This window comes from Streptomyces sp. LMG1-1-1.1 (assembly GCF_040815545.1).
GTDB lineage: Bacteria > Actinomycetota > Actinomycetes > Streptomycetales > Streptomycetaceae > Streptomyces.
Window position 1 is genome coordinate 94943 of record NZ_JBFPNH010000014.1, and the last position, 26717, is coordinate 121659.

A 26717-nucleotide genomic window follows, 5' to 3' on the forward strand; every position below is an offset into this window, starting at 1 on the left:
CCGGTGCTGGAAGCGATGCCCGCCGGGCAGCCCCCGCGTCTCGTCGGCCCCTACCGGCTGCTCGCCCGCATCGGCGCGGGCGGCATGGGCGAGGTGCACCTCGCGTGCCGGGCGGACGCGCCGACGGCCGACCCGTACCGGATGGTCGCGGTGAAGACCGTGCGGGAGGAGCTGGAGGTCGACGCGGACTTCCGGACGCGGTTCCGGCGGGAGATCGCGGCGGCGCGGACCGTCGACGGGCCCGGGGTGGCGCGGCTCGTGGACGCGGACGCCGACGCGCCCTCGCCGTGGCTGGCGACGGAGTACGTGCCGGGGCCGTCGCTCGCGGAGGCCGTCGTACGGTCCGGGGCTCTGCCCGTGGCCGCCGTGCGGGCCCTCGGGGCCGCGCTCGCCGGGGCGCTGGCGGACGTGCACGGGGTGGAGGTGCTGCACCGGGACCTCAAGCCGGCGAACGTGCTGCTCGGCGCGGCCGGGCCGAAGCTCATCGACTTCGGCATCGCGCAGGCCTTCGAGGCGACGGCGCTGACGTCGACCGGTCTGGTGGTGGGCTCGCCCGGGTTCATGTCGCCGGAGCACCTGGTGGGGAGCCGGGCGGTGGTGCCGGCCTCCGACGTGTTCTGCCTGGGCGCGGTGCTCGCGTTCGCGGCGAGCGGCCGAGGGCCTTTCCACGACGACGAGATGGCCGCGGTGATCTACCGCATCAGCCGGGCCGAGGCCGACCTCGCCGGCGTGCCCGACGAGTTGCGTCCGGTGGTGGAGCGCTGCCTGCTGCTCGACCCGGCCGAGCGGCCGTCGGCGGCGGAGCTGGTCGGGCTCCTCGACGACGAGGAGCCCGACGTCTTCCCCTGGCCCGGCGGGGTGCTGTCGCTGCTCGCCGAGTACGGGGAGGCGGCCCGGAGCGTCGGGGAGGCGGCGGGCTCCGGCGCGGGCGTGGCCGACCTGCCGACGCTCGGCCCGGTGGTCCCCTACTCCCCCACCGCCGTGACCGACCGGCCGGTGGTCCCGGCGGCCCCCGTCCGGCGCCGCCCCTGGGGCGCGGTCGTGGCGGGCGCGGTGGCGGTGGCCGTGGTGGCGACGGTGGGCGTGGTGCTCGTGAACCGGGGCGGCGGGGAGGGCGGCACGTCCGCCGGCGGGGCCGCCGGGTCGCCGCCCGGCACGAGCACCGGCGCCGGACCCGGCGCCTCGACCCCCGTCGCGTTGAGCCGGGTCGTCCTGCCGTACGGCTCCGCGGGCCACACCAACGACTTCGGCAAGGCCGGCACCGACCGCGCCTACCGCCCGGCCGGCTGGGCACCCTGGACCGCCGAGGTGGATCGGGGGGTCGGGGCCTGCGCCCTCTCGCCGAAGGTACTGGTGTGCCCCGGCAACGCCGGGGCGGTGACCGCGCTGGGCGCGGCGGACGGCAAGAAGGTGTGGAAGGTGCCCGCCCAGGCCGGAAGCGACCTCAGCGGACCCAAGTATCCGGCGATCGTCGGCGACTCCGTGTACGTGACCGACATGAACGGGGTCGCCGTCTACGGGCTCGCCGACGGCAAGCCGCAGGGCCGGATCCCCGGGCAGGCCGCCGAGTGGGGCATCAAGGACACCGATCTCGTCGACGGCGTCCTGTACTCGACGTACTTCGGCATCAAGAAGGAAGGGACCGGGCTCGTCACCGCCGTGCGGCTCAAGGACCGCCGGCAGCTGTGGAGCGCGCCGCTCGACGGGGTGCCGGAAGAGCTCGTCGTGGGCGCGGGGAAGGTGCTCGTCGCGTTCGGCTCGGACGAGGCGGTGGCGTTCGACGCAGGCACGGGGCGGGACCCGATCCGGGTGCGGGAGCACTGCGGCACCTTCGCGGTGCACGACGAGAGCGGGAGCGTCCTCTGCTCGGGCCGCTCGGACGGATCGGTCGCGGTGCTCGACGCCCGCACGCTGAAGCCGCTGCGCACGCTGGGCGGCGGCGGGGGCTATCCGACGGCCGGGCCGGCCGTCGGCGCGGACGGCCTCGTCGCGGTGGTCGACGGGGCGGGCACGCTGATCACGTACGACCTGGGGACCGGGCGGGAGCGGTGGCGGGCGGACGCCGGAACCTCGACGGACCGGGTGTACGTCGCCGGGGACCGGGTCGTGGCCGTGTCGGAGGACAGGGTGGTGACCTACCCGGCGTCCGGTCCCGACTCCGACGACGACATGGGCGAGTACCGCCCCAACACCCCGGACGGCGCGCCCACTCCGCAGTCCGGTGGGGACGCGCTGGCCGCCGGAGGGGCGGTCTTCCTCGCCCTCCCCGACGGCCTCGTCGTCTCGGCCTACCTGCCCTGAGCCACGCGGCGGCTCACACCGTCGCCGAGCGGTACTTCCGCACCGACAGGCTGCGGAAGACGCCGATGATCAGGACCGACCAGATGATCGACGCCCAGACCGGGTGCTGCATCGGCCAGGCGTCGGACTGGACGACGCCCGGGTTGCCGAAGAGTTCGCGGCAGGCCTGGACGGTGGCGCTGAAGGGGTTCCATTCGGCGATCGGGCGGATCCAGTCGGCCATCATGCTGGGGTCGACGAAGGCGTTGGACACGAAGGTGACCGGGAACAGCCAGATCAGGCCGCCGGAGGTGGCGGCTTCGGGGGTGCGGACCGAGAGGCCGATGAGGGCGCCGATCCACGAGAAGGCGTAGCCGAGGAGGAGGAGCAGGGCGAAGGCGCCGAGGGCCTTGGGGACGCCGTTGTGGATGCGCCAGCCGACCAGGAGGCCGACGATCGCGAGGACCACGAGGGTCAGCGCGGTCTGGACGAGGTCGGCGAGGGTGCGGCCGGTGAGGACGGCGCCGCGGGCCATCGGCAGCGAGCGGAAGCGGTCGACGAGGCCCTTGTGCATGTCGTCGGCGATCCCGGCGCCCGCTCCGGCGGTGGCGAAGGTGACGGTCTGGGCGAAGATGCCGGCCATCAGGAACTCGCGGTAGACCGCCGGGTTCGTGTTGCCGCCGACGCTCATCGAGCCGCCGAAGACGTAGCTGAAGAGGACGACGAACATCACGGGCTGGATGAGCCCGAAGATGACCATCTCCGGGATCCGGGTCATCCGGATCAGGTTGCGCTGGGTGACGACCAGCGAGTCGTTGATCGACTGGGCGATGCCCCCGCGCGGCTTCGGGGCCGCGGAGACGGTGTCGGTCAGGGAGGTCACGAGGCCTTCTCCTTCCGGTCCTTCCGGTCCTTCCCGTCCTTCCGGCTCCTGCCGGTGGCGTCCGCCGCGCCGCCCTCCTCCTCTTCCTCGCGCTCGGCCGCGTGGCCGGTGAGGGAGATGAAGACGTCGTCGAGGGTGGGGCGGCGCAGGCCGATGTCGTCGATCTCGACGCCGACGGCGTCCAGGTCGCGGATGACCTCGGCGAGCAGTTTGGCGCCGCCGGCGACGGGGACGGTGAGCTTGCGGATGTGGTCCTCCACGGACACCTCGCCGTGGCCGAGGCCGGCGATGCCGTAGCGGGCGAGGACGTCCCGGGCGCCGCCGATCATCTCGGGCTGCTGGACGACGACCTCGACGCGCTCGCCGCCCGTCTGGGCCTTGAGCTGGTCGGCGGTGCCGCGCGCGATGACCTTGCCGTGGTCGACGACGCAGATGTCGTGGGCGAGGTGGTCGGCCTCCTCCAGGTACTGGGTGGTGAGGAGCAGGGTCGTACCGCCCGCGACGAGCTCCTTGATGACGTCCCAGAGGCCCTGCCGGTTGCGGGGGTCGAGGCCGGTGGTCGGTTCGTCCATGAACATGACCGGCGGGGAGACGACGAGGGCCGCGGCGAGGTCGAGGCGGCGGCGCATGCCGCCGGAGTACGTCTTGGCGGGGCGGTCGGCGGCGTCGGCGAGGTGGAACCGGTCCAGGAGTTCGCCGGCCCGCTCCTTCGCCGCCTTCGCCTTCATCTGGTAGAGCCGGCCGACCATCTGGAGGTTCTCGCGGCCGGTGAGGTACTCGTCGACGGCCGCGAACTGGCCGGACAGGCCGATCGAGCGGCGGACCTGGTCGGGGTGCTTGAGCACGTCGATCCCGGCGACGAGGGCCCGGCCGCTGTCGGGCCGGATCAGCGTCGTCAGGACGCGCACGGCGGTGGTCTTGCCCGCGCCGTTCGGGCCGAGCAGGCCGAGGACGGTGCCTTCGGGCACGTCGAGGTCGACGCCGTCCAGTGCTCGTACGTCGCCGAAGGTCTTCACCAGACCCTCGGCGTAGATCGCGCCTGGCATAGGAATTCTCCCGGGGAGATTCGGGCGTTTCCGTCCGATCCTAGGCGTGCGGGGCGCGCCTCGCCCAGTGAATTCGTGACCGGCGTCACACGGCCGCCGGGCGGAGCGCGGAGGGGTAAGGGTCAGCCGAGGACCGTGTACCCGGCGTCCCTGAGCGCCTCCTCGACCTCCCGGCAGTGCTCCGGGCCCTTGGTCTCCAGGTGCAGCTCGACCTCCGCCTCGGTCAGTCCGAGGCGCGGATCGGTGCGTACGTGGCTGACGTCAAGGACGTTCGCGTCGACCACGGTCAGGACCGCGAGCAGGGTCGCGAGCGCGCCCGGCCGGTCGGTCACGCGCAGCCGCAGGCTGAGGTAGCGGCCGCCGGCGGCCATGCCGTGCCGCAGGATGCGCTGGAGGAGCAGCGGGTCGACGTTGCCGCCGGACAGGACCGCGACCACCGGCCCCTGGAAGGCCTTCGGGTCGGCGAGCAGGGCCGCCACCGGGCTGGCGCCGGCCGGCTCGACGACCAGCTTCGCCCGCTCCAGGCAGAGCAGGAGGGCCGAGGAGAGGGCGTCCTCGGAGACCGTGCGGACCTCGTCCACGTACTCCTGGACCAGCGCGAACGGCACGTCGCCCGGCCGTCCCACCTTGATCCCGTCCGCCATCGTCACCGGTGACTCGATCGCCACCGGATGCCCGGCGGCCAGTGAGGGCGGGTAGGCGGCCGCGCCCTCCGCCTGGACGCCGATCACCTTCACGTCCGGGCGCAGCGACTTCACGGCGAGCCCGATGCCGGCCGCGAGACCGCCGCCGCCGATGCCCACCAGGATCGTCCTGACCTCGGGGCACTGCTCCAGGATCTCCAGCCCGACGGTTCCCTGGCCCGCGATGACGTCGGGGTGGTCGAAGGGGTGGATGAAGACCGCGCCGGTCTCCCTGGCGTACTCCTCCGCCGCCGCGAGCGTCTCGTCGACGACGTGGCCGTGCATCCGGACGTCGGCGCCGTACTCCCGGGTCGCCGCGACCTTCGGCAGCGGGGCGCCGACCGGCATGAACACCGTCGCGTGCACCCCGAGCAGCTTCGACGCGAGCGCGACGCCCTGCGCGTGGTTGCCCGCCGAGGCGGCGACGACCCCGGCCGCCCGCTCCTCGGGGCGCAGGCCGGCGATCCGCACGTACGCCCCGCGCAGCTTGAAGGAACCCGTCCGCTGGAGGTTCTCGCATTTGAGCTGGACCGGCGCCCCGACCAGGGACGTCAGGTGGCGGCTGCCCTCCATGGCGGTCACTCGGGACACCCCGGACAGCATCTTCTGCGCACCGCGCACGTCGTCCAGCATCAGATGGTGCAAGGGGTGTCGCGTACGGAAGCTCATGACATCAAGTCTCGCAGCTCACGGCCCTGGTGGCCGCCCGGGCGACAGGTGCGTCAGCGGGTTTGCGCAGCCCCGGTACGGACCCCGGCGGGGCCGCGTACTCTGTCCCCCACCGACCGACCACCCCCGCACGAGAGAGACCCACAGCCATGCCCACATCTCAGGACATGACGACTGAGTTCGACCCCGGTCTCCTCGACGCCCTCCAGCACCAGGTGGCCGTCTTCGCCCGCCGGGCCGAACAGACCCGCCTCGGCGGTACGGGACAGCTCCGCAACTCCATGGACCGGGCCGCCTACCTTCTGCTCAACAGGCTTGACCAGGAAGGCCCGATGGGCGTCAAGGCGCTCGCGGCGGGGATGGGCATCGACTCCTCCACGGTCACCCGGCAGGTCGCCCCGCTCGTCGACACCGGCCTCGTCAAGCGCACCTCGCACCCGGAGGACGGGCGCGCGGTCGTGCTCCAGCTGTCCCCGCGCGGTCTCGCCCGCCTGGAGGAGGTCCGCTCCTCGCGCCGCCAGCTGATGGTCGAGGTGACCGAGGGCTGGACGCCGGACGAGCGGGAGTCCTTCTGCACGCTCCTCACGCGCTTCAACACCGCTTTGTCCGCACGGCAGTCGGGGCACGCGGTCCACGGCTCCGCGGGGCAGGCGGGTCCGGCCGGTCCGGCGGCGGAGACCGCGGCCGGACCGGGGGACGAGAGCGGGGCGGGGGCCGAGTAGGCGTCGTTCCGGGGTCTCGTCGGGCCGGGCGGGAACGGGGCCTCGGGCGGGCCCGGCGAGCCCGGCGGGAACGGGGCCCGGAGCGAGTGGGTACCGACCCCTTGACCCCGTCCGCCCGCTGTCCTCATATGAGGACGTGGGACAGCAGCGGAGCGGGCGGGATCGCGAACGCGCCTACCGCACCCGGGAATTCGACGCGTTCGTGGCCGGGGCGGCGGGCCGACTGCTGCACACCGCCACCCTCCTCACCGCCGAGACCCGCGCCCGCAACCCGTACGCCCAGGGGCTGCTGACCGCCGCGCTCGCGCACACGTACGCGGTCTGGGGACGGCTGCGCGACGAGGACCCGTACGATCTGACCCGCCGCGATCTCGCCGCCCGCTTCGCGCGCCCCGCCTGGCGTCACCACGGCGGGCACGGCGGGGTGCTCTCCGCCCTCACCCCGCAGGAACGGCTCGTCGTCGTCCTCCGGCTGTACGAGGGCGTGGCCGAGGAGCAGGTCGCGGCCCTGCTCGGCCTCTCCGAGTCCCGCGTCCGGGCCGTCTGCGCCCGCTCCGTCACCGCGCTCAGGGCCGCCGCGCGGCGGCCCCCGACGGGGCCGGCCGGGCCGCCCGACACCGGGACCACGGGAGCCGCCGCGTGAGCCGGCACGAGGACAGGGAGGCGGCGGTCCGGCGGCTGCTCGACACCCCGCATCCACCGGTACCCGGAGACCTGTCACTGCGGGCCGCCGCGCGCGGGGCCCGGCTCCGCCGCCGCGCCCTCGGCGTGCGCCGGGCGCTGTGGGCGGCGTGCGCGGTCGCCGCGCTGGCGTTCCTGGTGTGGGCGTCGCTGACCCGGCCCTGGGAGGCCCCGCCGGCGGAGACGACGCCACCGCTCGAAGGCTGGTGACGGTGGCGGGCCCGGGTGCCCGTGAGGACGCCGTACGAACGCCGCACGAAGGCGGACGGACGCCGTACCGACGCCGCACGGAGGCCGACGGATGCCGCACCGACGCCGTACCGACACCGCGAGCACGGCCGCGCCGACGACGGAGGGCCCGGACCGCCCTCGCGGGTGTCCGGGCCCTCCGGGGGACGACTAGCCCAGCGCCTGGCGCAGGTCCGCGAGGAGGTCGTCGACGTTCTCGATGCCGACGGACAGGCGGACGAGGTCGGCCGGGACCTCGAGGGCGGAGCCGGCGACGCTCGCGTGGGTCATGCGGCCCGGGTGCTCGATGAGCGACTCGACGCCGCCGAGCGACTCGCCCAGGGTGAAGAGCTGGGCGCGGTTGCAGACCTCGACCGCCGCCTCCTCGCCGCCCTCCACGCGGAAGGAGATCATGCCGCCGAAGGAGCGCATCTGCTTGGCCGCGACCTCGTGGCCCGGGTGCTCCGGGAGGCCCGGGTAGAGGACCTGGGTGACCTTCGGGTGCTGGGTCAGCATCTCGACGATCTTCGCCGCGTTCTCGCTGTGGCGGTCCATGCGCACGGCGAGGGTCTTGATGCCGCGGAGCACGATCCACGAGTCGAACGGTCCGGCGACCGCGCCCATCGCGTTCTGGTGGTACGCGAGCTCCTCGCCGAGCGCCTCGTCGGCCGTCACCAGGGCGCCGCCGACGACGTCGGAGTGTCCGCCCATGTACTTGGTGAGCGAGTGCACGACGACGTCCGCGCCGAGCGCCAGCGGCTGCTGGAGGTACGGCGAGGCGAAGGTGTTGTCGACGACGAGCTTCACGCCGGCCTGGCGGGCGACGCCCGCGACGGCCTCGATGTCGGTGATGCCGAGGAGCGGGTTCGACGGGGTCTCGACCCAGATCAGCTTCGTACGGTCGTTGACGGCGTCCCGCACCGACTCGATGTCGGAGGTGTCCGCCACCGAGAAGTCGACGCCCCAGCGCTGCACGACCTTGGCGAAGAGCCGGAAGGTGCCGCCGTAGGCGTCGTTCGGGATGACGACGTGGTCGCCGGGCGCGAGGAGCGTGCGCAGCAGGCAGTCCTCGGCGGCCAGGCCCGAGGCGAAGGCGAGACCGCGCCGGCCGCCCTCCAGGGCCGCCAGGTTCTCCTCCAGCGCCGTGCGCGTCGGGTTGGCGCTGCGGCTGTACTCGTATCCGCCGCGCAGCCCGCCCACGCCGTCCTGCTTGTAGGTGGACACCTGGTAGATGGGCGGGACGACCGCGCCGGTCAGCGGGTCGGCGGTGTTGCCCGCATGGATAGCGCGGGTCTCGAAGCTCTGATGGGTGTGCTGGTCGCTCATGAGTCAGGAGCGTAGTCCTGCGCGCACCCCTGCGCCGCGATCGTCTCATCGGGTGTCCTGGACAATGGACACATGGAGATTCTCTGGTTCCTGATCGCGCTCGGGCTGCTGTTCGGCGTCCTCGGCCCCTACGTGCTCCGCCGCCGCGGCGGCGGCGGGATCAAGGTGGTCGCGCCGGGCGCGCCGGACGCGGCGGACCCGGCGGCGTACGGGTTCCTGCGGCAGGAGGACCAGGACGTACGGCTGCCCGGCGCGGACGACGACCTGCTCGACGTGCTCGACGTCGTCCAGGCCACCCAGGACTGGCGGGCGGCGGCGCAGCTGCTCGCCGGCACCGACAAGGCGGGCGAGGTGCGCTGGCAGCGCGTCCAGGCCTTCGCGGGCGCCGCCTCCCTGGAACTGCAGGAGAGGCCGGGCGTCGGCGGCGCGTGGCTGCGGGCCTGGCGGGCCGACGCCCCGAAGGACCCGGGCGGCGCGGCCGTGCACGCCGAGTTCCTGGTGCAGCAGGCCTGGCGCTCCTCGTCGGCCGGGACCGACGACTTCCGGATCATCCTCGAAGAGGCGCGGAAGGTCTGCGGCGAGGCCGCGCTGCTCGCGCCCGGCGACCCCGTGCCGTACATCGTGGAGCTGGCCGTGGCCCGCGGACTCGGTTACAGCCACGAGCAGTTCGACCAGGTGTGGGCGAAGGTCATCGACCGGGCGCCGGAGCACATGGGCGCCCATCTGGCGGCGCTGCACTACTGGTGCGAGAAGTGGCACGGCTCCCGCGAGGAGGCCGACCACTTCGCGACGACGGCCGCCGCCCGTGCCCCGCGCGGCTCGCTGCTCGCCGCGCTGCCGCTCTTCGCCGTGCACGAGCACGTGCCCGACGTCGTCCTCGTCCAGGACTTCTTCCGTACGGCGGTCGTGTCCAAGGCGCTCGACGGCGCGCTGTACGCGGTCCACTCGGCCCGCCACGACGACCCGATGCTCGCGCACGTCCGCCACCTGCTCATCTGGTTCCTGGTGCGGGCCGAGCGCTGGGCCGAGGCCATGCACCAGCTGGTCCGGGTCGACGGTCACGTCGGCGCCGTGCCGTGGACGCTGAGCGGGGACCCGGCGGAGACGTACACGCTCTTCCGGAACCTGGCGGTCGCGGGTTACGAGGCGAACGGCGGGAGCCCGGCGACGCTGTCGCGGTAGACGCGGGAGGGCCGGCGCCGGCGGTAGCGCGGAGGGCTGCGGCGCGGGGGGCTGCGGGGGGTGGCCGCGGCGCGGACCGTGGCGTCGGCCGTGGTGTGGACGGTGGTCGGCGCGGTAGGCCATACTCCGCCCCCACCGTTCCTATGATCATCACGCTGTTCCCGTGGGGGGAATCTGCCCGATGGGCGCAACTCCGCGCGCGCTGCGCGCCCTCGTCCTGATCGCCGGCTTCCATCTGCTCGGCCTCGCCCTGCTGGCCGCGCTCGCCGCCGTGGACTGGGCGGCCTACCGGTGGGCGCCGGCCGGCTGGGCGCTCAAGTTCTACGTCGTCAGCGTCCTGCTCGCGGTGCCCGTCGTCCGGGGCATGCTCGTGCTGCGGACGCCCCGCGACGAAGGGGTCGCCGGGGTTCCCGTCACCGACGCCGACGAGCCCCGGCTCTGGGCGGCCGTACGGGAACTCGCCGCGCGGGTCGGCACCCGCGCGCCCGACGAGATCCGGCTCACCGCCGACATGAACGCGGCCGTCACCGAGGAGGCCCGCCTCCTCGGACTCCTCGGCGGCACCCGCCGCCTCTACCTCGGCCTCCCCCTCGTCGCCGGCCTCACCGAGGCCCAGCTGCGTGCCGTACTCGCCCACGAACTCGGGCACTACGGGAACTCCGACACCCGGCTCTCCGGCATCACCGAACGCTGCCGCGTCCATGTCGCCCGTACCGTCGACCGCTTCGAGGAGAAGTCCGGCGCCACCGTCGCCAAGGAGCGCGCCCGGCAGGAGAGGCAGTCCGCGAGGCGGGTCGCCAAGGGCAGGTCCGCCCGCGAGGTCGACACGACCGGCGTCGGCTTCACCTACCGCGCGATGGCCCGGCTCTACACCGCCTACGGCCGCTTCTGCATGCGCGCCACCCAGAGCGGCTCCCGCCGCCAGGAACTCGCCGCCGACCTCGCCGCCGCCCGCATCGCCGGCCGCGACGCCACCGCCTCCGCGCTGCGCGCGCTCCCGGCCCTCGACTCCGCGCACGAGTTCTACCTCAGCGCCTACGCCACGCTCGGCGTCGAGTTCGGGATGCTCCCGCCGCGCGGGGAGGTCTTCGGCGGGGTGCGGCGCCTCCTCGACGCCCGCGCCGACGAACTCGCCGGGATGCGGGCCGCCCTGCCCACCGAACCCGCCTCCCCGTACGACTCCCACCCGCCCGCCGCCGAACGCGTCGCCCTCCTCGAAGCCCTGCCCGACGACGGGCGCGGCGCCGAGGAGACCCACCCCGCGTTCGCCCTCTTCACCTCCCCCGAGGCGGTACTCGTCGACGTCGAGGAGGCCACCCTGGCCCCGGAGGCCCTGCTGATGCGCCGCCTCGACTGGCCCGACCTGGTGCACGAGTCCATGACCGCGCTGTACCTCCAGGACACGGAGCCGGTACGCGCCGCACTGCGGCCGACCGGCACGGAGGACGGAGCGACGTCGGCACCGGGACCGAATCCGGCACCGGGACAGGGACCTGGACCTGGCCCGGGACCGGAAGGTGAACCCGCCGCCCTCCTCGGCGACTTCCTCGACGCCGTCGACGCGGGCACGGCCTGGGACGTCGTCGGCCGGCTGCCGATGTCCGAGGAGGCCGCCGCCGCGACCGGCCGTGCGGCCCGCGAGTTCGCCCGCACCTCGCTCCGGCGCGAACTCGCCCGCCTCACGACCGCCGTCCTCGCCAAGGACGGCCGGGCCCGCTGGCAGCTCTCCTGGTCGGAACCCGCCTCCCTCCACATCCCCGACGGCTACGCCGACGCCCTCCCCGCTGCCCTGGACGCGGCGATCACGGACCACCCGGACACCGCACCCCTGCGCACGCTGCTGAAGGGCTGACCTGACACCCGGGCGCCACACCCGGCCCGGCCTCGGCCCGCCCCGCTTCCGCACGGCCCCCGCCTCCCAATCCCCTCCGGCTCCCCCTCCCCCTCCCCCTCCCTCCGGCTCCCCTCCCTCCGACTCCCTCCCTCCCCGAACGAGACACCGTGATCATCCTGCTCTGGGTCGTCCTGACCCCCCTCGCCCTCGGCCTGCTCGCCCTCGGCCTCCTCTTCCTCACGGCCGTCGTACGGGGCTTCGCCAAGGGCGCGCGCGCCGACCCCGGCGCCGCCGGGACGGCGGCCCGTGCCGCAGCGCTCGGCCTCCTCGGCGCCGAACGGCAGCACACCGAGCTGGCCGCCCCGCTGCCGCCGGCCGTCGCCGTGGCGGTCGCGGCCGCACCGGCCGGCGCGTGGGAGCCGGCCGCCGAGCTGCTCGACGCGGCCGTGGCGGCCCGCGACTGGGAGAGCCGCACCTTCCTCTGCGAGCAGCTCGCGGACCTGGCTGCCGAGGACGACGGATGGCTGAGGGCCTGGGAGGAGGCTCGACCGGGCGATCCCGGCGCGGCACTGGTGCGGGCGCGCGGGACGGTGTTCCTGGCGTGGAAGGTGCGGGGTGCGGGGCGGGCGGCGGAGACCACGCAGGAGCAGTTCGAGGGCTTCCGCCGCACACTGGCCCGGTCCCGTGAGGAGCACGTGCGGGCCGTGGCGCTGGCCCCGGTCGACGACCCCTCCCCGTACGTGGGCGAGATCTGGACGGCGATCGGCCTCGGGCTGCCGCACGAGGAGATGCGGCGGATCTGGCGGGAGATCACCGACCGGGCCCCGCGGCACTACGAGGCCACGTACTCGGCGCTCCAGTACTGGTGCGGCAAGTGGTGCGGCTCCGCCGAGGCGGCGCGGGCCTTCGCCGTACGGGCGGCGGCCGGGGCACCGCCCGGGACCCTGATGACGGCCTTCCCGCTGATCGCCCACTTCGAGCACGACGAGTCGGACTCGACCGACGTCGACCGCACCCCGGAGATGTTCGCCGCCGTGGACGCCGCCCTCGCCGACGTGTCCGCCGCCGACCCCGCCCACCCCCGCCTGCCCGAGGTACGGCACCTCCTCGCCTACTACCTGTACCTCCAGGACCGCTGGGACGAGGCGCTCACCCAGTTCCGGCTCGTCGACGGGTACGTGGGCGCGCTGCCCTGGCGGTACAAGGGCGACCCCGCGGCGGAGTTCTGCCGGATGCGCGACGAGTCCGCGCGGTACGCGGAGGCCGGCTAGGGCCGGTCGACCCGGTCGGGCCGGGGGAATCCCTTGGCGGCCTTCGGCGTTGTGTCCACTGCCGACCGTCGAGGAGAGATGCAGCATGTTCCTGTCCCGCACCCCCGTCCTCCCCACCCCCGAGCAGGCCCTGCGCGGCCGTTCCGAGCCGGAGTTCTCCGTCCCGGAGCGCCACACCGTCCTCGGCAACGCGCTTCTCGGTCCCTACCCGGAGGGCCTGGAGGTCGCCGACTTCGCCCTGGGCTGCTTCTGGGGCGCCGAGCGCAAGTTCTGGCAGACCGAGGGCGTCTGGACGACCCTCGTCGGCTACCAGGGCGGTCACACGCCGAACCCGGTGTACGAGGAGGTCTGCTCCGGACTCACCGGCCACACCGAGGTCGTCCGCGTCGTCTTCGACCCCTCGAAGGTCTCGTACGAGTCCCTCCTCAAGCTCTTCTGGGAGTCCCACGACCCCACCCAGGGCTTCCGCCAGGGCAACGACGTGGGCACCCAGTACCGCTCCGCGATCTACACCCACTCCCCCGCGCAGGCCGAGCAGGCCGCCGCCTCCCGCGACTCCTACCAGCGCGTCCTCACCGGCTCCGGCTACGGCGAGATCACCACGCACGTCCTGCCCGCCGACGGGACCCGCCCGTTCTACCCCGCCGAGGCCTACCACCAGCAGTACCTCGACAAGAACCCCGCCGGCTACTGCGGCATCGGCGGCACCGGCGTCTCCTGCCCGATCGGCGTGGCGAAGGCCGACGGCTGACCGGAAGCGGCGCCATCGCGTCGTGCGGCCCCTCGGGACACGGGCGTCCCGAGGGGCCGTCGCACACCTCCGACTATGGCCTCGCATGCCTATGGTGACGCTGTCCCGCGCGCAATAAGGTCGTCCTCCGTGGGAGGGAGGCCGTCCCCCCACGACGATCCAGTGGGCAGGAATCACATGAACAAAGCGGTCATCGTCGGCATCGACACGTATGCCGACGCACCCCTCTTCGGGTGCGTCAACGATGCCAAGGACGTCGCCTCGTGCCTCTCGTTAGGCCAGTACGACTTCGACAGTCTGGTCCTGCTGAACGGCCGTGCCACGCGGGCGAACATCCTCAGGGAACTGAACCAGATCGCCTACAGCGAGGAACACCACGGGAAGGGGAGCGTCCTCCTCTTCTACTTCGCGGGGCACGGCCAGGTACTCGGCCAGGCGGGGCACCTGGTGACACATGACGCGGAGAACTTCGACCCGGGGATCGCGCTGGCCCACCTGGCCCAGCTCATGGAGTCCGCCAGCCTCAAGTTCGATCACGTGGTGACGATCCTGGACTGCTGCCATTCCGGCTCCGCGTTCACCTGGTCCAACAGTCGCCCGCTCAGTCCCTCCGACGTGGAGCGCGAGGTGCGGGCGGTCAACGAGAGCCGTTGCGTGCTCGCCGCCTGCCGGCCGGAGGAGGAGGCGAAGGAGTTCGACGGGCGGGGCATGTTCACCGACATGCTGACGGACGCCCTCCTCGGCGCCGCCGTGAACTGGGACGGCGACGTCACCCTGATGAGCATCTACGAGTACGTCGCCAACGCCATGCCCGAGGAGATCCAGACTCCCGTCTTCAAGGGAGACGTGGCGGGCACGGTCGTGATCGGGCGGGGTTTCGAGCCCCGCCAGGGCCGCCAGATCGACAAGAGCGAGCTGAACCTGGTCCTCTCGAAGGCCCAGACCCTGATCGACCAGTACTACTACCTGCAGCTCGGGGAACTCACCGAGCGCACCGTGCGGCTCTCCGGGGGAGCCAAGAGGTGCGCGACCGAGCTCGAGCGGGTGGTGGAGTGGTTCGAGGAGACCGAGCACGACCTGCCCGACGTGCGCCGCCACCCGGACTGGGACGACCTGACCCGCCGGCTCAGGGAGTTCCGCAAGCACCTGTCCGAGGTCAGCGTGGGCGAGGAGACCCGGTTCGGCAAGATCATCCGCCACATCGGGCACGGCGGCTACGGGCACGTGTGGGAGGCCGAGAACGAGCAGGGCGAGCGCTTCGCCGTGAAGCTCTTCCACGGCAACGAGCTCGACGACGCCGTGAAGGTGCAGCGCTTCGGCAACGGCTACCGCAACATGCGCGATCTGCACCACCCGCGGATCGTGCGCGTGCACAAGATCACCGCCGCGCCCTACGGATTCAGCATGGACTCCATCCAGGGCGACAACATGCGCAAGTTCTACATCGAGCGGAACGGCAACGCCGAGGCCATCGTGCGCCTCATGATCGACGTCTGCGAGACGGTCCAGCACGCGCACTCCCAGAAGGTCCGCCACCGGGACATCAAGCCGGAGAACATCATCGTCTCCTACGGCGCGGACGGACACCTGGAGCCGTACCTCACCGACTTCGACCTGGCCTACCACGAGACGAACCGGACGATGACGGCCAACTTCGGCGTCGGCGGAGTGCTCAGCTACGCCGCTCCCGAGCAGCTGTACGAACCCAACGCGAGAACGGCCCGCAGCGAGACCGTGGACGTCTTCAGCCTCGGCCAGCTGATGTTCTTCCTGGTCACGGGCCGGGACCCCAACCCGGAGAACTTCGCGAAGAACCACGAGACCCTCGCCCACGAACTGTCGAACTGGGTCGACGACCGCGCGTCCGTGCAGCTCCTGGAGCTGTACAAGAGCGCCACGGCGAAGGTGCCGGCCGACCGCCCCCAGACCGTGATCGACTTCGTCTCCCCGCTGCGCTCGGCGGAGGCCATCATCCAGGTCGCCAGCGGTTCCGACGACGTGCCCGAGGAAGACCTCTGCCGCCGCATCGGCCAGCTCTACGTCGGCATGGGCAGGTACGAGGCCGGCGACGGGCAGGTGCGGATGCCCAGCCAGTCGGGCCAGGTGGAGATCGTCGCCCGGCTCAAGTCGAACACCGCTCCCAACGCGGCGGTCGTGGAGATCGAGTGCTCGGTGAACGGGAACATCCCGGTGGGTTCGTTCAAGTCCGGGAAGTCCGCCCGTGAGTCGATAAACAACCGCCTCGACAAGATGCTGACCAAGCGGCACGGGCACACGGTCCAGCGCCACCCCGGCAGCAAGGGTGCCTACCAGGTGTTCGTGACGATCGCCGACGTGAGGTTCGACGTCACCGGCGTCACGCGCGTGTGCGACATCATCGACACGACGGTCAGCGGCATCGAGAGCTGGTAGGCCGAGAGCCGCGGGCCCGAACGCGTCCGGCCGGGTCAGCCGGCGCTTCGGGTGCCGCGCAGCAGGGCCGCGGTCCGCGCGGTCTCGTACCCCTGCGGCACGCCGTCGACGAGGAGGACGTCGCCGTCCATGTGGCGGGCGCGGAGCGGTATCAGGGCCTGGTAGGGGGCGGAGTCGTACCAGGCTCGCGCGTCGTCGTAGGTCGGGAAGCCGATGATCACGACGGCGCCGGGCCAGGTGCCCTCGCGGACCTCGCGGGCGGGGGCGCCGTGGACGAGGAAGTGGCCGCCGAACGGGTCGAGGGTGGCCTGGACGCGCTCCATGTAGAGGAAGACCTCCTCGTCGAGGACGGGCTTCGGGTGCAGGTTTCCGATGGCGTATGCGGTCATGGGTCCAGACTGCCGGGGCATGCCGTACGGGTCGATTACCCCGCACGTCATGCCCCGGTCGCCGTGCCCGGCACGGCACGCCCCGCCGATCATGGAGCCGGTGAGGGTCTTGCGGCCGCCGATCAGGGAGAAGAGGTTGAGGGAGACGGGCTCCTCGGGGAGGCCGACGTTGACGAGGGCGCCGTCGGTCCTGACGAGGGAGAGGTAGGCGCCGAGGTCGAGGGGGGCGGAGACGGTGGAGACGATCAGGTCGAAGGTGCCGGTGAGCTCGGTGAAGGTGGCCGGGTCGCCGGGGAACGGGAGCGGCCCCCTCCCGGTGACGGGAGAGGGCCGCTGCGCCGCGTGCGGGGGCGGTCAGGCCGTCGAGCCGGCCTTCCACTCCGCCCAGCTCATGTTCCAGCCGTTGAGGCCGTTGTCGGGCTTGATCGTCTTGTCGTCGGAGTTCTTGACGATCACGACGTCGCCGACGATCGAGTGGTCGAAGAGCCAGGCGGCCATCTGGTTGGGGTCGCCGGCGCCCTTGACGTCGGCGAGGCCGACGCAGCCGTGGCTGGTGTTCACGGAGCCGAAGATCGACCGCGCGCCCCAGTAGTTGCCGTGGATGAAGGTGCCGGAGGTGGACAGGCGCATGGCGTGCGGCACGTCCTTGATGTCGTACTCACCCTTGCCGTCGGAGTCGGTGAAGCCGACGGTGGCGCCGTTCATCCGGGTCTCCTTGAACTTCTCGGAGATCACCATCTGACCGTTGTAGGTGGTGTTGTCCGGGGAGCCGGCGGAGATCGGGATGGTCTTGATCGTCTTGCCGTCCTGGGTGACCGTCATGGTCTTGGTGGCGACGTCGACGGTCGAGACCTGGTTGCGGCCGATCGTGAAGGTGACGGTCTTCTGCTGGACGCCGAAGACGCCGTCGGCGCCCTCGACGCCGTCGAGGTCCAGCTTCAGCGTGACGGTCGAGCCCTCGGTCCAGTACTGCTCGGGGCGGAAGTCGAGGCGCGTCGAGTTGAACCAGTGCCCGACGACCTCCTGGCCGGAGCTGGAGGAGACGGCGATGCCGCCCTGGACGGCCTTCTTGTCGGTGATCGCCTTGTTGAAGTTGATCGAGACGGGCATGCCGACGCCGACGGTCGAGCCGTCCTCGGGGGTGAAGTTCCCGATGAAGCTGTTGGCCTGCGAGACCGTGGTGAAGGAGGCGTTCTCGTGGGCCTCCAGGCCGGCCGCGTCGGTGGCGGTGGCGGCGATCTTGTAGACCGTGGCGCGCTTGAGCGGGCCGGAGGGCTGCCAGCTGAGCCCGTCGGCCGCTATCTCGCCCTTGACCTCGGTGCCCTCGGCGGAGGTCATGGTGACCTCGGTGAGCTTGCCCTCGGCGACGGTGACCTTGGCGTCGTTGTTGATGGAGGCGTTCTGCGCGCCGTTCTTCGGCGAGATGGTGATCTGCGCCTTGGAGGTCTTCTGCGCGGCCGCCTCGTCGACCTGGGCCTGTGACGGTGGCGTGGAGGATCCGGAGGCGCTGCCGTCCTTGTCGCCGTTGCACGCCGAGAGCACCAGCACGCCACCGAGCACGGCGGCCGCTGCGGCCAGGCTCTTGCGGCGCTTGCCGTCCGTCATCACACGCTTCTCCATCGTCGCCGATTCCCTGCCGGATCTTGCTTCATCTACTTGCATACCCATGACACCCCGTCCGGTTCCTTGACCGAGCGGTTTGTGGGGAACACCACTGATCGACACGCACGTACGGAGCGTCCGGTTCCCGGCTGCCCCGAACCCGTCCGGAACCGTGCACGGGAAAGGCCCCGGGACACCGCCCCAGGGCCTTTGATCAGGGTGTCCACCGGCGGCGCTGCGGCCGGTGCCCACCCCTACGGCTGGTCGTCGTCGTCTTCCTCGCCCCCATCTTCCTCGTCGAGGTCCCACTCCAGCGCATCGGGGTCGTACTCGATCTCCTCGGTGCTCCAGGAGGCCTGGACCATCTCGATGCCGGGGACGTCGCGGATGAGGTCGAACGGCTCGACGAGGTGGGCGAGGGCCTCGGCGCTGTCCTCGGCAGCGGCGGTGCGGGCCTGGACCCGCTCGTCCTCGGGCATGAACTCGTCGCCGTCGATCCGGGCCTTCGCGGCGTCGAGCAGTTCGGCCGGTCCGTCGATCTCCAGGACCACATCGACGCGAAGGCGTACATAGCGTGCTGTGTCAGAAGTACTCATGGGTCGGAGCGTAGGGCCCGGGGGGTCTCGGCTTTCCCGCGACCCGCTGCGTTCATTAGCATCGGCGCACCGACCAATTCGCGGTTTCCGCAAGGGGGATCGAAATTTCCGTGTCCGCCGCCCGACGCCCACTGCTGACCGCCACCGCCGCGGGCACGCTGCTCTGTGCCCTGTGGTTCGTCCCGTCCGCGAACGCCACCGACGAGCAGGGCGGGGTCCGGGTCGGGGTGAGTCAGGACGGCCCCGTCGTCGACGGGCGCCTGGCGGATACCGGCCGACTGGACACCACCCCGTACGTCCTGGGCGGTACGGGCTTCCTGGGGGTCGGCGCGGGCTTCGTGGCGCTGGCGATGCGGCGGCGCGGCCGGGCCTCCTGAGCGCGTTCCCGATACGGGCGAGGGCCCGCTCCCGGAATCCCGGGGGCGGGCCCTCGACGCGTGACGGCGGGCGTCGCGCGGCTGAGCGTTACGCCAGCGGGCCGGTGACCGGCTCGACGGCGGCGACCAGCCTGCCCTCCCGTACGAAGGCGTCGGCGGCGGCCAGGTCGGGGGCGAGGAAGCGGTCCGGGCCGGGGCCCTCGACGCCGGCGGCGCGCAGCGCGTCGATGGCGGCCTGGGAGGCGGGCGCCGGGGTGAGGCCCGCGCGGAGCTCGATGCCGCGGGTGGCGGCGTACATCTCGACGGCGATGATCCGGTTGAGGTTGCCGATCGCGGTGCGCAGTTTGCGGGCGGCGGACCAGCCCATGGAGACGTGGTCCTCCTGCATGGCGGAGGACGGGATGGAGTCGGCGGAGGCCGGGACGGCGAGCCGCTTCATCTCGCTGACCAGGGCGGCCTGCGTGTACTGGGCGATCATCAGGCCCGAGTCGACGCCGGCGTCGTCCGCGAGGAACGGCGGCAGGCCGTGCGAGCGGTTCTTGTCGAGGAGCCGGTCGGTGCGGCGCTCGGCGATGGAGCCGAGGTCGGCGGCGGCGATGGCGAGGAAGTCGAGGACGTACGCGACCGGGGCGCCGTGGAAGTTGCCGTTGGAGCGGACCTGGCCGTCGGACAGGACCACCGGGTTGTCGACGGCGGCGGCGAGCTCGCGCTCGGCGACGAGCAGGGCGTGGGCCATGGTGTCGCGGCCGGCGCCGGCGACCTGCGGGGCGCAGCGGACGGAGTAGGCGTCCTGGACGCGGGGCGCTTCGCCGGCCTGGGCGTGGCCGGTGAGGCCGGAGCCCTTGAGGACGGCGAGCATGTTGGCGGCGGAGGCGGCCTGGCCGGGGTGCGGGCGGATCGCGTGCAGCTCGGGTTCGAGGACCTTCTCGGTGCCGAGGAGGGCTTCGAGGGAGAGCGCGGCGGTGATGTCGGCCGACTTGTAGAGGGTGTCGAGGTCGGCGAGGGCCATGACCAGCATGCCGAGCATGCCGTCGGTGCCGTTGAGGAGGGCGAGGCCCTCCTTCTCCTTGAGTTCGACGGGCGCGATGCCGGCGGCGGCGAGCAGCTCGCCGGCGGGCTTGACGACGCCGTCGGGGCCCTCGGCGTCGCCTTCGCCCATCAGGGCCAGGGCGCAGTGGGAGAGCGGGGCGAGGTCGCCGGAGCAGCCGAGGGAGCCGTACTCGTGCACGACCGGGGTGATGCCGGCGTTGAGGACGTCGGCCATGGTCTGGGCGACCTCGGGGCGGACGCCGGTGTGGCCGGAGGCCACGGTCTTCAGGCGCAGGAACATCAGCGCGCGGACGACCTCGCGCTCGACGCGCGGGCCCATGCCGGCGGCGTGCGAGCGGACGATGTTGCGCTGGAGCTGGGCACGGAGCTCGTGGCTGATGTGCCGGGTGGCGAGGGCGCCGAATCCGGTCGAGACCCCGTAGACGGGCTCGGGCTTGGCGGCGAGGGCGTCCACGATCTCCCGGGCGGCGGCGAGCGCGGCCACCGCGTCGGTCGACAGCTCGACGCGGGCGCCGTGGCGGGCGACGTCGATGACGTCCTGCGGGGTCGTGCCGGACGTGCCGAGGACGACTGTCTGCATATCCATATTCAGCACCCTACGGATTGAAGACCGACATGTCACTAGGGGAATGTGTCACTGTCCCGACACGCTACGGACCCTTACCGGTCAGTCGGCCCGCGGCGGGGTCTCCGGCCGGGCCCCCGACGGCGGCTCCACCGCGGGCGCGTCGCGGAAGCGGCGGCGGTCACGGGCGCCGGGCGGGGCGTCGGCGAGACGGATGACGGTGCCGTCGCGGCCGGCGACGACGGGCTTGGCGGAGCGTTCGGCCTTGGCCTGGTACTGGGCGGCGTCGGCGAGGCGGAAGAGGCGGCGGGCGGACTTGAGGGGGCCGATGGGGTCGCCGGTGGAGGCCACGCCGCAGGCGACGCCCTCGCCGAGTTCCAGTTCGGCCGCGCGCACGCAGAGCTCCTCGGCGACCGCGACGACCTCGTCCGCCGTGGGGCCGACCGTGAGGAGGCAGAACTCGTCGCCGCCCAGCCGGGCCGCGAGGGCGCCGGGGAGCCGGGCACCGCAGCGGGAGAGGACGGAGCCGAAGCGTTCGAGGAGGCGGTCGCCGACGGCGTGGCCGTGGGTGTCGTTGACGCGCTTGAGGCCGTTGAGGTCGCAGACCACGAGGCTGACCACGGAGCCGTCCACCCGGTAGCGCTCGATGGCCTCGTCGAGGCGGGTGTCGACGGCCCGCCGGTTGGCGAGCCCGGTGAGCGGGTCGGTGAAGGCCAGCTTGCGCACCTCCTCCAGGCGCTCGGCCTGGGCGATGCCGGCCGCGACGACCGCGGCGAGGACGGTCGCGAAGTCGGCGTCAGCCCGGGTGAAAGGTTTCGCCTCCAGCGGGCGTGCCACGTACAGCTCGCCCCAGGCCCGCCCGTGCAGCACGATCGGGGCCACCACGCAGCAGCCCCTCCCCCGCCTGCGGAGGCCGAGGACGCGGCCGGTGGGGACCCGGTCGGCGGCGGTCTCCACCCAGGAGTCCGGCTCGCCGCCGCCCGCCCACTGATCGTGCAGGAACTCGGTGATCTCGGGGAACTGGTGCACCGGATACGTCTCCGAGTCCGGGAACTCCTCCTCGCCCACGGCCCGCGCCCCCGCGTTCACGAGGACCTTCAGCCGGCCGTGGTCCCGCTGCCAGACGGACAGGGCCGCGAACGTGCCGTCGAGCCCTTCGCAGGCCCCGAGCGCCGCCGCCCGCCAGAACTCTCGCGGAGTGTGCGCCGCCGCCATCCCCTGCGCCAGCGCCACTACGGCCCGCAGCCGTACGTCCTCTCCCATTCCTCCAGCTTAGGGAGGTTTGACCCGTTTTCACCTTCGAGACGTCACCGTACGTGACATTCGAGGAAAATTCGGAAGGACGCGAACGGCCTACTCGCCCGGCCAGTTCGGCTTGCGCTTCTCGTTGAAGGCCGCCACGCCCTCCGCCCGGTCACCCGAGAAGGCCACCGACCGCCACGCCGCGTCCTCGACCTCGAGGCCCGCGCGCAGGTCCAGGCCCTGACCGAGCCGCATCGCCTTCTTCGCGGCGCGCAGCCCGACCGGCGAGTTGGCCGCGATCCGGCCGGCCAGCTCCAGGGCCGCCGTCCGCGCGTCCTCCTCCAGGACGTCCACGAGGCCCAGCTCACGGGCCTCCGCCGCCTCCACCCGGCGGGCCGTGAAGACCAGCTCGGCGGCGCGCGCCGCGCCCACCCGGCGCGGCAGCAGCTGCGTACCGCCGCCGCCCGGGATGACGCCCACGGAGACCTCGGGGAGGCCGACCACGGCGGTCGCGTCGGCCACGATGACGTCGCAGGCGAGCGCCAGCTCGAACCCGCCGCCGAGGGCGAAGCCGTGTACGGCCGCGACGGTCGGCATCGGCAGCTCCAGGACGCCGGTGTAGGCGGCGCGGGCGGTCGGCCGCTGGCGGACCAGCTCGGCGTCCGTGAAGGAGTTGCGCTCCTTGAGGTCGGCGCCGACGCAGAACGCCCGGTCGTTCGACGAGGTCAGCACGGTGACGCGGACCGACGGGTCGGCGGCGAGCGCCTCGCAGGCGGCGCCGAGGGAGCGGGCCATCTCGGACGAGACGGCGTTCATCGCCTTGGGCCGGTCGAGGACGAGCTCGGCGACGTGCCCGCTCCCGTCCTTCCGGACCACCACGAACTCACCAAAACGCTGCTCGGACATGACCGCACACCCTCCCGACCAAGACCCGCCCGTTAACGGGTGTTAACCGGCGTTCACCGGGAGATCCTAAGTCGGCCGACGGGTCAGGAGCCAGGGTTCGATGACGCCGAGGCCTCGGACGGGGCGCTGCCACATCGGCTGGAGGGCGAAGCGGTAGCGCGCGGCCTCGCGGCCCTCCTTCTCGGCGCGGATCGCCTCCTCGGCGGCCTCCGTCTCGGAGACGGGGGCCTCGCGGGTCCTGGAGAGCTCCTTGGCGAACGCTCCGTCGACGAGGACGGCGTCCTTCGGCGCTATCGAGGTGAGGCGGCTGGCGAGGTTCACCGTGGTGCCGAAGACGTCGCCCATCCGGGTCGTGACGGTGCCGAAGGCGATGCCGACCCGGAGGGCGGGCATCGTCTCGTCGTGGCTGAGGGTCTCGATGAGGCGCAGCGCGATCTCGGCGGCCGTGCCGGCGTCGTCGGCGGCGTACAGCACCTCGTCGCCGAGGGTCTTGATGAGTCGGCCGCCGTGCGCGGCGACGAGGTCGGCGCAGGTCGTCTCGAAGGCCTCGACGAGCTCGCCGAGCTCCTCCTCCTCGAGGCGGCGGGTCAGCCGGGTGAAGCCGACGAGGTCCGCGAAGCCGACCGCGAGCCGCCGGTCGACCATCTCCTCGTCGTCGGCGGCCTGCACGACCCGGCCGGTGGCGGCGGCGAGCTGCCTGCGCCACACGTAGATCAGGAACTCCTCCAGTTCGGGCAGGAGCAGCTCGACCAGCGGGTACGTGACCTCCGTGCGGGTCATGCCGGGCTCGGGCGGCTCGGTGAGGCCCTCCAGGAAGGAGTCGATCTGCCATTCGGCCAGCCGGGCGGTCGTCTGGCCCGTGGAGCGGGCGACCTGCACGGCCATGGGCTCGCTGAGCAGTCCCGCCTCGACGAGGCCGGCGAGCCGGCGCAGGGCCAGCACGTCGGCCTCGGTAAGCGCCTTGGCCTGGCCGATGTCGGCGAAGCCCATGGCGCGCCAGAAGCGGGAGGCCAGCTCCATGGAGACGCCGGCGGTGCGGGCGGCCTGGAACGGCGTGTAGCGGCGGTCGGCGCCGAGGATGAGCTGTTCCAGGCGGATCGCGAGGGGGTCGTCACTCGGCTCGGCCGTGTGGTCGACCTCGTGGTGAGGCGTGGGGTACGCGGGAGGCTCGGGCGCGCGGCCCTCGTTCTCGTCGTCGACGGTCACCGGCCGCCTCCTGCCCGTTCCCTGCCCACTTGCCCTGCCGATCTGTCGCCTGGATCGCGGTCCACGATACGACAGGTGTGCGCTGGCTCACGCCGGAACGCCCACCCGTCGGCGCGGGCGGCCCTCCGGGTCCACGGCCCGGAGGGCGCGGCGCGCGTACGGGGCCGGGCCCGCCCTCCCCCGGACTCGGCCCGGCGGGCCCCCGCGAGGGGCGTGCAGGTCAGGCCGGCGTGCGGAGGTGGACGATGTCGCCGGCGCCCACCGCTTCGGTGCCGCCGCCCTCGGTGGCGACGACGAGGCGCCCGTCGCCGTCCAGCGCGACGGCCTCGCCTTCCAGCATGCGCTCGCCGGGCAGGTCGGCGCGGACGCGGCGGCCGAGAGTGGCGCAGCCTGCGGTGTAGGCGTCCTGGAGGCCGGACGCGGCGGGGTCGCCGTCGGCCCGCACCCAGTCGCCGTACCACTGGGCGAGGGAGCGCAGGACGGCCCTCAGGAGGGTGTCGCGGTCCGTGGAGACGGCCTCGGCGAGGAGGAGGGAGCCGGCGGTGGGGACGGGGAGTTCGTCCGCGCGGAGGGTGACGTTGATGCCGAGGCCGACGACGATGCCGTCCTCGCCGGCCCGCTCGGCGAGGATGCCGCCGGTCTTGCGTTCCTCGCCCGCGACGGAAACCAGCAGGTCGTTGGGCCACTTGAGGGACATGTCGACGCCGGCGGCCTTCGCGAGGCCGGTCGCGGCGGCCACGCCGGTGAGCAGCGGGAGCCAGCCCCAGCGGTGGACCGGCACCTCGGGCTTGAGGAGGACGGAGAGGAAGAGCCCGGAGCGGGCGGGTGCCGTCCAGCTGCGGTCGAGGCGGCCGCGGCCCGAGGTCTGCTCCTCGGCGACGAGGACGGCGCCTTCGGGCAGCTCGTCGGCGCGTGCGGCGAGGTCGCTGTTGGTGGAGCCGGTGGTGGTGACCACGTCGAGCGAGGTCCACGGGCCGTCGGGCGTCACGAGCGCTCGGCGCAGTGCGGGGGCGTTCAGCGGGGGCCGGTCGAGGTCGGACCAGGGTCCGCCGGAGCCTTGGGAGGACGTCATGCAAGCCAGAGTAGGTGTGGCAAAGACCGCAGTGCCGAACCGTATCGGCGTCGATACGCTACGGGTCAGTAGGCCAGCAGTAGCCCATTCGTAGTCAACGAACCCCCCGTGACCAGGCAGGGAGCCGCATCCCGATGTCCGAGCCGGCAGAGCAGTACGAGATCGACATTCACACGACCGCAGGCAAGATCGCGGACCTCAAGCGCCGTATCGACGAGGCCACTCACGCCGGCTCGGAGCGCGCGGTGGAGAAGCAGCACGCGAAGGGCAAGCTGACCGCGCGCGAGCGGATCGCCCTGCTGCTCGACGAAGGGTCGTTCGTCGAGCTCGACGAGCTGGCCCGGCACCGGTCGACCAACTTCGGTCTGGAGAAGAACCGTCCGTACGGGGACGGTGTCGTCACCGGCTACGGCACGGTCGACGGGCGCCCGGTCGCCGTCTTCTCGCAGGACTTCACCGTCTTCGGCGGCGCGCTCGGGGAGACGTACGGCCAGAAGATCATCAAGGTGATGGACTTCGCGCTGAAGACCGGCTGCCCGGTCGTCGGCATCAACGACTCCGGCGGCGCCCGCATCCAGGAGGGTGTGAGCGCGCTCGGCATGTACGGCGAGATCTTCCGCCGCAACACCCACGCCTCCGGCGTGATCCCGCAGATCTCCCTGGTCGTCGGCCCGTGCGCGGGCGGCGCGGTGTACTCCCCCGCGATCACCGACTTCACCGTGATGGTGGACCAGACCTCCCACATGTTCATCACGGGTCCCGACGTCATCAAGACGGTGACCGGCGAGGACGTGGGCTTCGAAGAGCTGGGCGGCGCCCGGACGCACAACTCGACCTCGGGCGTGGCGCATCACATGTCCGGGGACGAGAAGGACGCGATCGAGTACGTGAAGTCGCTCCTGTCGTACCTTCCTTCGAACAACCTGTCCGAGCCGCCGGCCTTCCCGGAGGTCGCGGACACCGAGGTGACGGACGAGGACCGCGAGCTCGACACGCTGATCCCGGACTCGGCGAACCAGCCGTACGACATGCACAAGGTCATCGAGCACGTCCTGGACGACGGCGAGTTCCTGGAGACGCAGGCGCTGTTCGCGCCGAACATCGTGACCGGCTTCGGCCGCGTCGAGGGCTTCCCGGTCGGCGTGGTCGCCAACCAGCCGATGCAGTTCGCGGGTTGCCTGGACATCAACGCGTCCGAGAAGGCCGCGCGGTTCGTCCGCACCTGCGACGCGTTCAACATCCCGGTCCTGACCTTCGTGGACGTCCCCGGCTTCCTGCCGGGCGTGGACCAGGAGTACGGCGGCATCATCCGGCGCGGCGCGAAGCTGATCTACGCGTACGCCGAGGCGACCGTCCCGCTGATCACCGTCATCACCCGGAAGGCCTTCGGCGGCGCGTACGACGTCATGGGCTCCAAGCACCTGGGCGCGGACCTGAACCTGGCGTGGCCGACGGCGCAGATCGCGGTCATGGGCGCGCAGGGCGCCGTCAACATCCTGCACCGCCGCACCATCGCCGAGGCGGATGACCAGGAGTCGGAGCGCGCGCGGCTGATGCGGGAGTACGAGGACGCCCTCCTGAACCCGTACATCGCGGCCGAGCGCGGTTACGTCGACGGGGTGATCCTGCCGTCCGACACGCGCCCGCAGATCGTGAAGGGGCTGCGTCAGCTGCGGACGAAGCGGGAATCCCTTCCCCCGAAGAAGCACGGCAACATCCCGCTGTAGGCCGCGTACGAGCGCTG

The 26717-nt window shown here is 72.7% G+C and carries 23 protein-coding genes and 1 pseudogene; 11 read left to right on the forward strand and 13 right to left on the reverse strand.

Annotation, left to right across the window (positions count from 1 at the left end):
• Positions 1 to 3 precede the first annotated feature (3 nt).
• Complete coding sequence (locus MRBLMG1_RS06095; RefSeq protein ID WP_367821485.1) at positions 4 to 2301, forward strand: protein kinase domain-containing protein; 2298 nt, start codon at positions 4 to 6, stop codon at positions 2299 to 2301.
• 13 nt (positions 2302 to 2314) lie between these two features.
• Here MRBLMG1_RS06095 and MRBLMG1_RS06100 read toward each other — a convergent pair whose 3' ends face one another.
• From MRBLMG1_RS06100 to ilvA, 3 genes are all read right to left on the reverse strand, one after another.
• Positions 2315 to 3163 carry an ABC transporter permease gene (locus MRBLMG1_RS06100; RefSeq protein ID WP_367821487.1) on the reverse strand — a complete coding sequence of 283 codons (849 nt, stop codon included), beginning with the start codon at positions 3161 to 3163 and terminating at the stop codon, positions 2315 to 2317.
• Positions 3160 to 4209, reverse strand: a complete 1050-nt coding sequence (locus tag MRBLMG1_RS06105; protein WP_367821489.1) for an ATP-binding cassette domain-containing protein — start codon at positions 4207 to 4209, stop codon at positions 3160 to 3162. Before MRBLMG1_RS06105 ends, MRBLMG1_RS06100 begins: the two co-directional genes overlap by 4 nt.
• Before the next feature lie 122 nt (positions 4210 to 4331).
• On the reverse strand, positions 4332 to 5561 hold the full coding sequence (gene ilvA, locus MRBLMG1_RS06110; protein ID WP_367821491.1) for a threonine ammonia-lyase: 1230 nt from the start codon (positions 5559 to 5561) through the stop codon (positions 4332 to 4334).
• Positions 5562 to 5710: 149 nt separating this feature from the next.
• On the opposite strand from ilvA, the gene MRBLMG1_RS06115 reads away from it, so the two are divergent.
• The 3 genes from MRBLMG1_RS06115 to MRBLMG1_RS06125 all read left to right on the forward strand — a co-directional run bounded on the left by MRBLMG1_RS06115 (position 5711) and on the right by MRBLMG1_RS06125 (position 7174).
• Positions 5711 to 6283, forward strand: a complete 573-nt coding sequence (locus MRBLMG1_RS06115; protein WP_367821493.1) for a MarR family winged helix-turn-helix transcriptional regulator — start codon at positions 5711 to 5713, stop codon at positions 6281 to 6283.
• A 136-nt stretch (positions 6284 to 6419) separates the two neighbouring features.
• Complete coding sequence (locus MRBLMG1_RS06120; protein ID WP_367821495.1) at positions 6420 to 6926, forward strand: sigma factor-like helix-turn-helix DNA-binding protein; 507 nt, start codon at positions 6420 to 6422, stop codon at positions 6924 to 6926.
• On the forward strand, positions 6923 to 7174 hold the full coding sequence (locus tag MRBLMG1_RS06125) for a hypothetical protein (RefSeq protein WP_367821496.1): 252 nt from the start codon (positions 6923 to 6925) through the stop codon (positions 7172 to 7174). The genes MRBLMG1_RS06120 and MRBLMG1_RS06125 overlap by 4 nt, the downstream gene beginning before the upstream one ends.
• Before the next feature lie 189 nt (positions 7175 to 7363).
• On the opposite strand, the gene MRBLMG1_RS06130 is transcribed toward MRBLMG1_RS06125, so the two are convergent.
• A complete protein-coding gene (locus tag MRBLMG1_RS06130) occupies positions 7364 to 8518 on the reverse strand; it encodes a cystathionine gamma-synthase (protein WP_367821498.1) in 1155 nt (384 codons plus the stop codon).
• A gap of 72 nt (positions 8519 to 8590) precedes the next feature.
• On the opposite strand from MRBLMG1_RS06130, the gene MRBLMG1_RS06135 reads away from it, so the two are divergent.
• From MRBLMG1_RS06135 to MRBLMG1_RS06155, 5 genes are all read left to right on the forward strand, one after another.
• Positions 8591 to 9700 carry a hypothetical protein gene (locus tag MRBLMG1_RS06135; RefSeq protein WP_367821499.1) on the forward strand — a complete coding sequence of 370 codons (1110 nt, stop codon included), beginning with the start codon at positions 8591 to 8593 and terminating at the stop codon, positions 9698 to 9700.
• Positions 9701 to 9881: 181 nt separating this feature from the next.
• Positions 9882 to 11552, forward strand: coding sequence for a M48 family metallopeptidase (locus MRBLMG1_RS06140; protein WP_367821500.1), 1671 nt, complete (start codon positions 9882 to 9884; stop codon positions 11550 to 11552).
• Between the two features lie 149 nt (positions 11553 to 11701).
• Positions 11702 to 12805: a hypothetical protein gene (locus MRBLMG1_RS06145; protein WP_367821502.1), complete on the forward strand. Its 1104-nt coding sequence runs from the start codon at positions 11702 to 11704 to the stop codon at positions 12803 to 12805.
• Positions 12806 to 12890: 85 nt separating this feature from the next.
• Complete coding sequence (gene msrA, locus MRBLMG1_RS06150) at positions 12891 to 13556, forward strand: peptide-methionine (S)-S-oxide reductase MsrA (protein WP_367821504.1); 666 nt, start codon at positions 12891 to 12893, stop codon at positions 13554 to 13556.
• 177 nt (positions 13557 to 13733) lie between these two features.
• A complete protein-coding gene (locus MRBLMG1_RS06155) occupies positions 13734 to 15968 on the forward strand; it encodes a protein kinase domain-containing protein (protein WP_367821506.1) in 2235 nt (744 codons plus the stop codon).
• A 35-nt stretch (positions 15969 to 16003) separates the two neighbouring features.
• Here the strand turns inward: MRBLMG1_RS06155 and MRBLMG1_RS06160 are convergent, their stop codons facing one another.
• The 4 genes and pseudogenes from MRBLMG1_RS06160 to MRBLMG1_RS06175 form a co-directional block, all read right to left on the reverse strand.
• On the reverse strand, positions 16004 to 16357 hold the full coding sequence (locus tag MRBLMG1_RS06160; RefSeq protein WP_367821508.1) for a DUF1330 domain-containing protein: 354 nt from the start codon (positions 16355 to 16357) through the stop codon (positions 16004 to 16006).
• A gap of 81 nt (positions 16358 to 16438) precedes the next feature.
• Positions 16439 to 16645 (reverse strand): annotated as a pseudogene (locus MRBLMG1_RS06165) (zinc-binding dehydrogenase); the annotation flags it as partial.
• A 66-nt stretch (positions 16646 to 16711) separates the two neighbouring features.
• Positions 16712 to 17977 carry a L,D-transpeptidase gene (locus tag MRBLMG1_RS06170; RefSeq protein ID WP_367821510.1) on the reverse strand — a complete coding sequence of 422 codons (1266 nt, stop codon included), beginning with the start codon at positions 17975 to 17977 and terminating at the stop codon, positions 16712 to 16714.
• Positions 17978 to 18213: 236 nt separating this feature from the next.
• Positions 18214 to 18555, reverse strand: coding sequence for a hypothetical protein (locus tag MRBLMG1_RS06175; protein ID WP_367821512.1), 342 nt, complete (start codon positions 18553 to 18555; stop codon positions 18214 to 18216).
• Positions 18556 to 18665: 110 nt separating this feature from the next.
• On the opposite strand from MRBLMG1_RS06175, the gene MRBLMG1_RS06180 reads away from it, so the two are divergent.
• Positions 18666 to 18932, forward strand: a complete 267-nt coding sequence (locus tag MRBLMG1_RS06180) for a hypothetical protein (protein ID WP_367821513.1) — start codon at positions 18666 to 18668, stop codon at positions 18930 to 18932.
• Between the two features lie 88 nt (positions 18933 to 19020).
• On the opposite strand, the gene hutH is transcribed toward MRBLMG1_RS06180, so the two are convergent.
• From hutH to MRBLMG1_RS06205, 5 genes are all read right to left on the reverse strand, one after another.
• Entirely contained in the window at positions 19021 to 20562 is a 1542-nt protein-coding gene (hutH, locus tag MRBLMG1_RS06185; RefSeq protein ID WP_367821626.1) for a histidine ammonia-lyase, read from the reverse strand.
• A gap of 87 nt (positions 20563 to 20649) precedes the next feature.
• On the reverse strand, positions 20650 to 21810 hold the full coding sequence (locus tag MRBLMG1_RS06190; RefSeq protein ID WP_367821515.1) for a GGDEF domain-containing protein: 1161 nt from the start codon (positions 21808 to 21810) through the stop codon (positions 20650 to 20652).
• A gap of 90 nt (positions 21811 to 21900) precedes the next feature.
• Positions 21901 to 22695: an enoyl-CoA hydratase/isomerase family protein gene (locus MRBLMG1_RS06195; protein ID WP_367821517.1), complete on the reverse strand. Its 795-nt coding sequence runs from the start codon at positions 22693 to 22695 to the stop codon at positions 21901 to 21903.
• A 66-nt stretch (positions 22696 to 22761) separates the two neighbouring features.
• On the reverse strand, positions 22762 to 23901 hold the full coding sequence (locus tag MRBLMG1_RS06200; protein ID WP_367821519.1) for an adenylate/guanylate cyclase domain-containing protein: 1140 nt from the start codon (positions 23899 to 23901) through the stop codon (positions 22762 to 22764).
• Between the two features lie 220 nt (positions 23902 to 24121).
• A complete protein-coding gene (locus MRBLMG1_RS06205; RefSeq protein ID WP_367821521.1) occupies positions 24122 to 24973 on the reverse strand; it encodes a biotin--[acetyl-CoA-carboxylase] ligase in 852 nt (283 codons plus the stop codon).
• A gap of 134 nt (positions 24974 to 25107) precedes the next feature.
• Between MRBLMG1_RS06205 and MRBLMG1_RS06210 the strand changes: the two genes are divergently transcribed.
• Positions 25108 to 26700, forward strand: a complete 1593-nt coding sequence (locus tag MRBLMG1_RS06210; protein ID WP_367821523.1) for an acyl-CoA carboxylase subunit beta — start codon at positions 25108 to 25110, stop codon at positions 26698 to 26700.
• Positions 26701 to 26717: the final 17 nt, after the last annotated feature.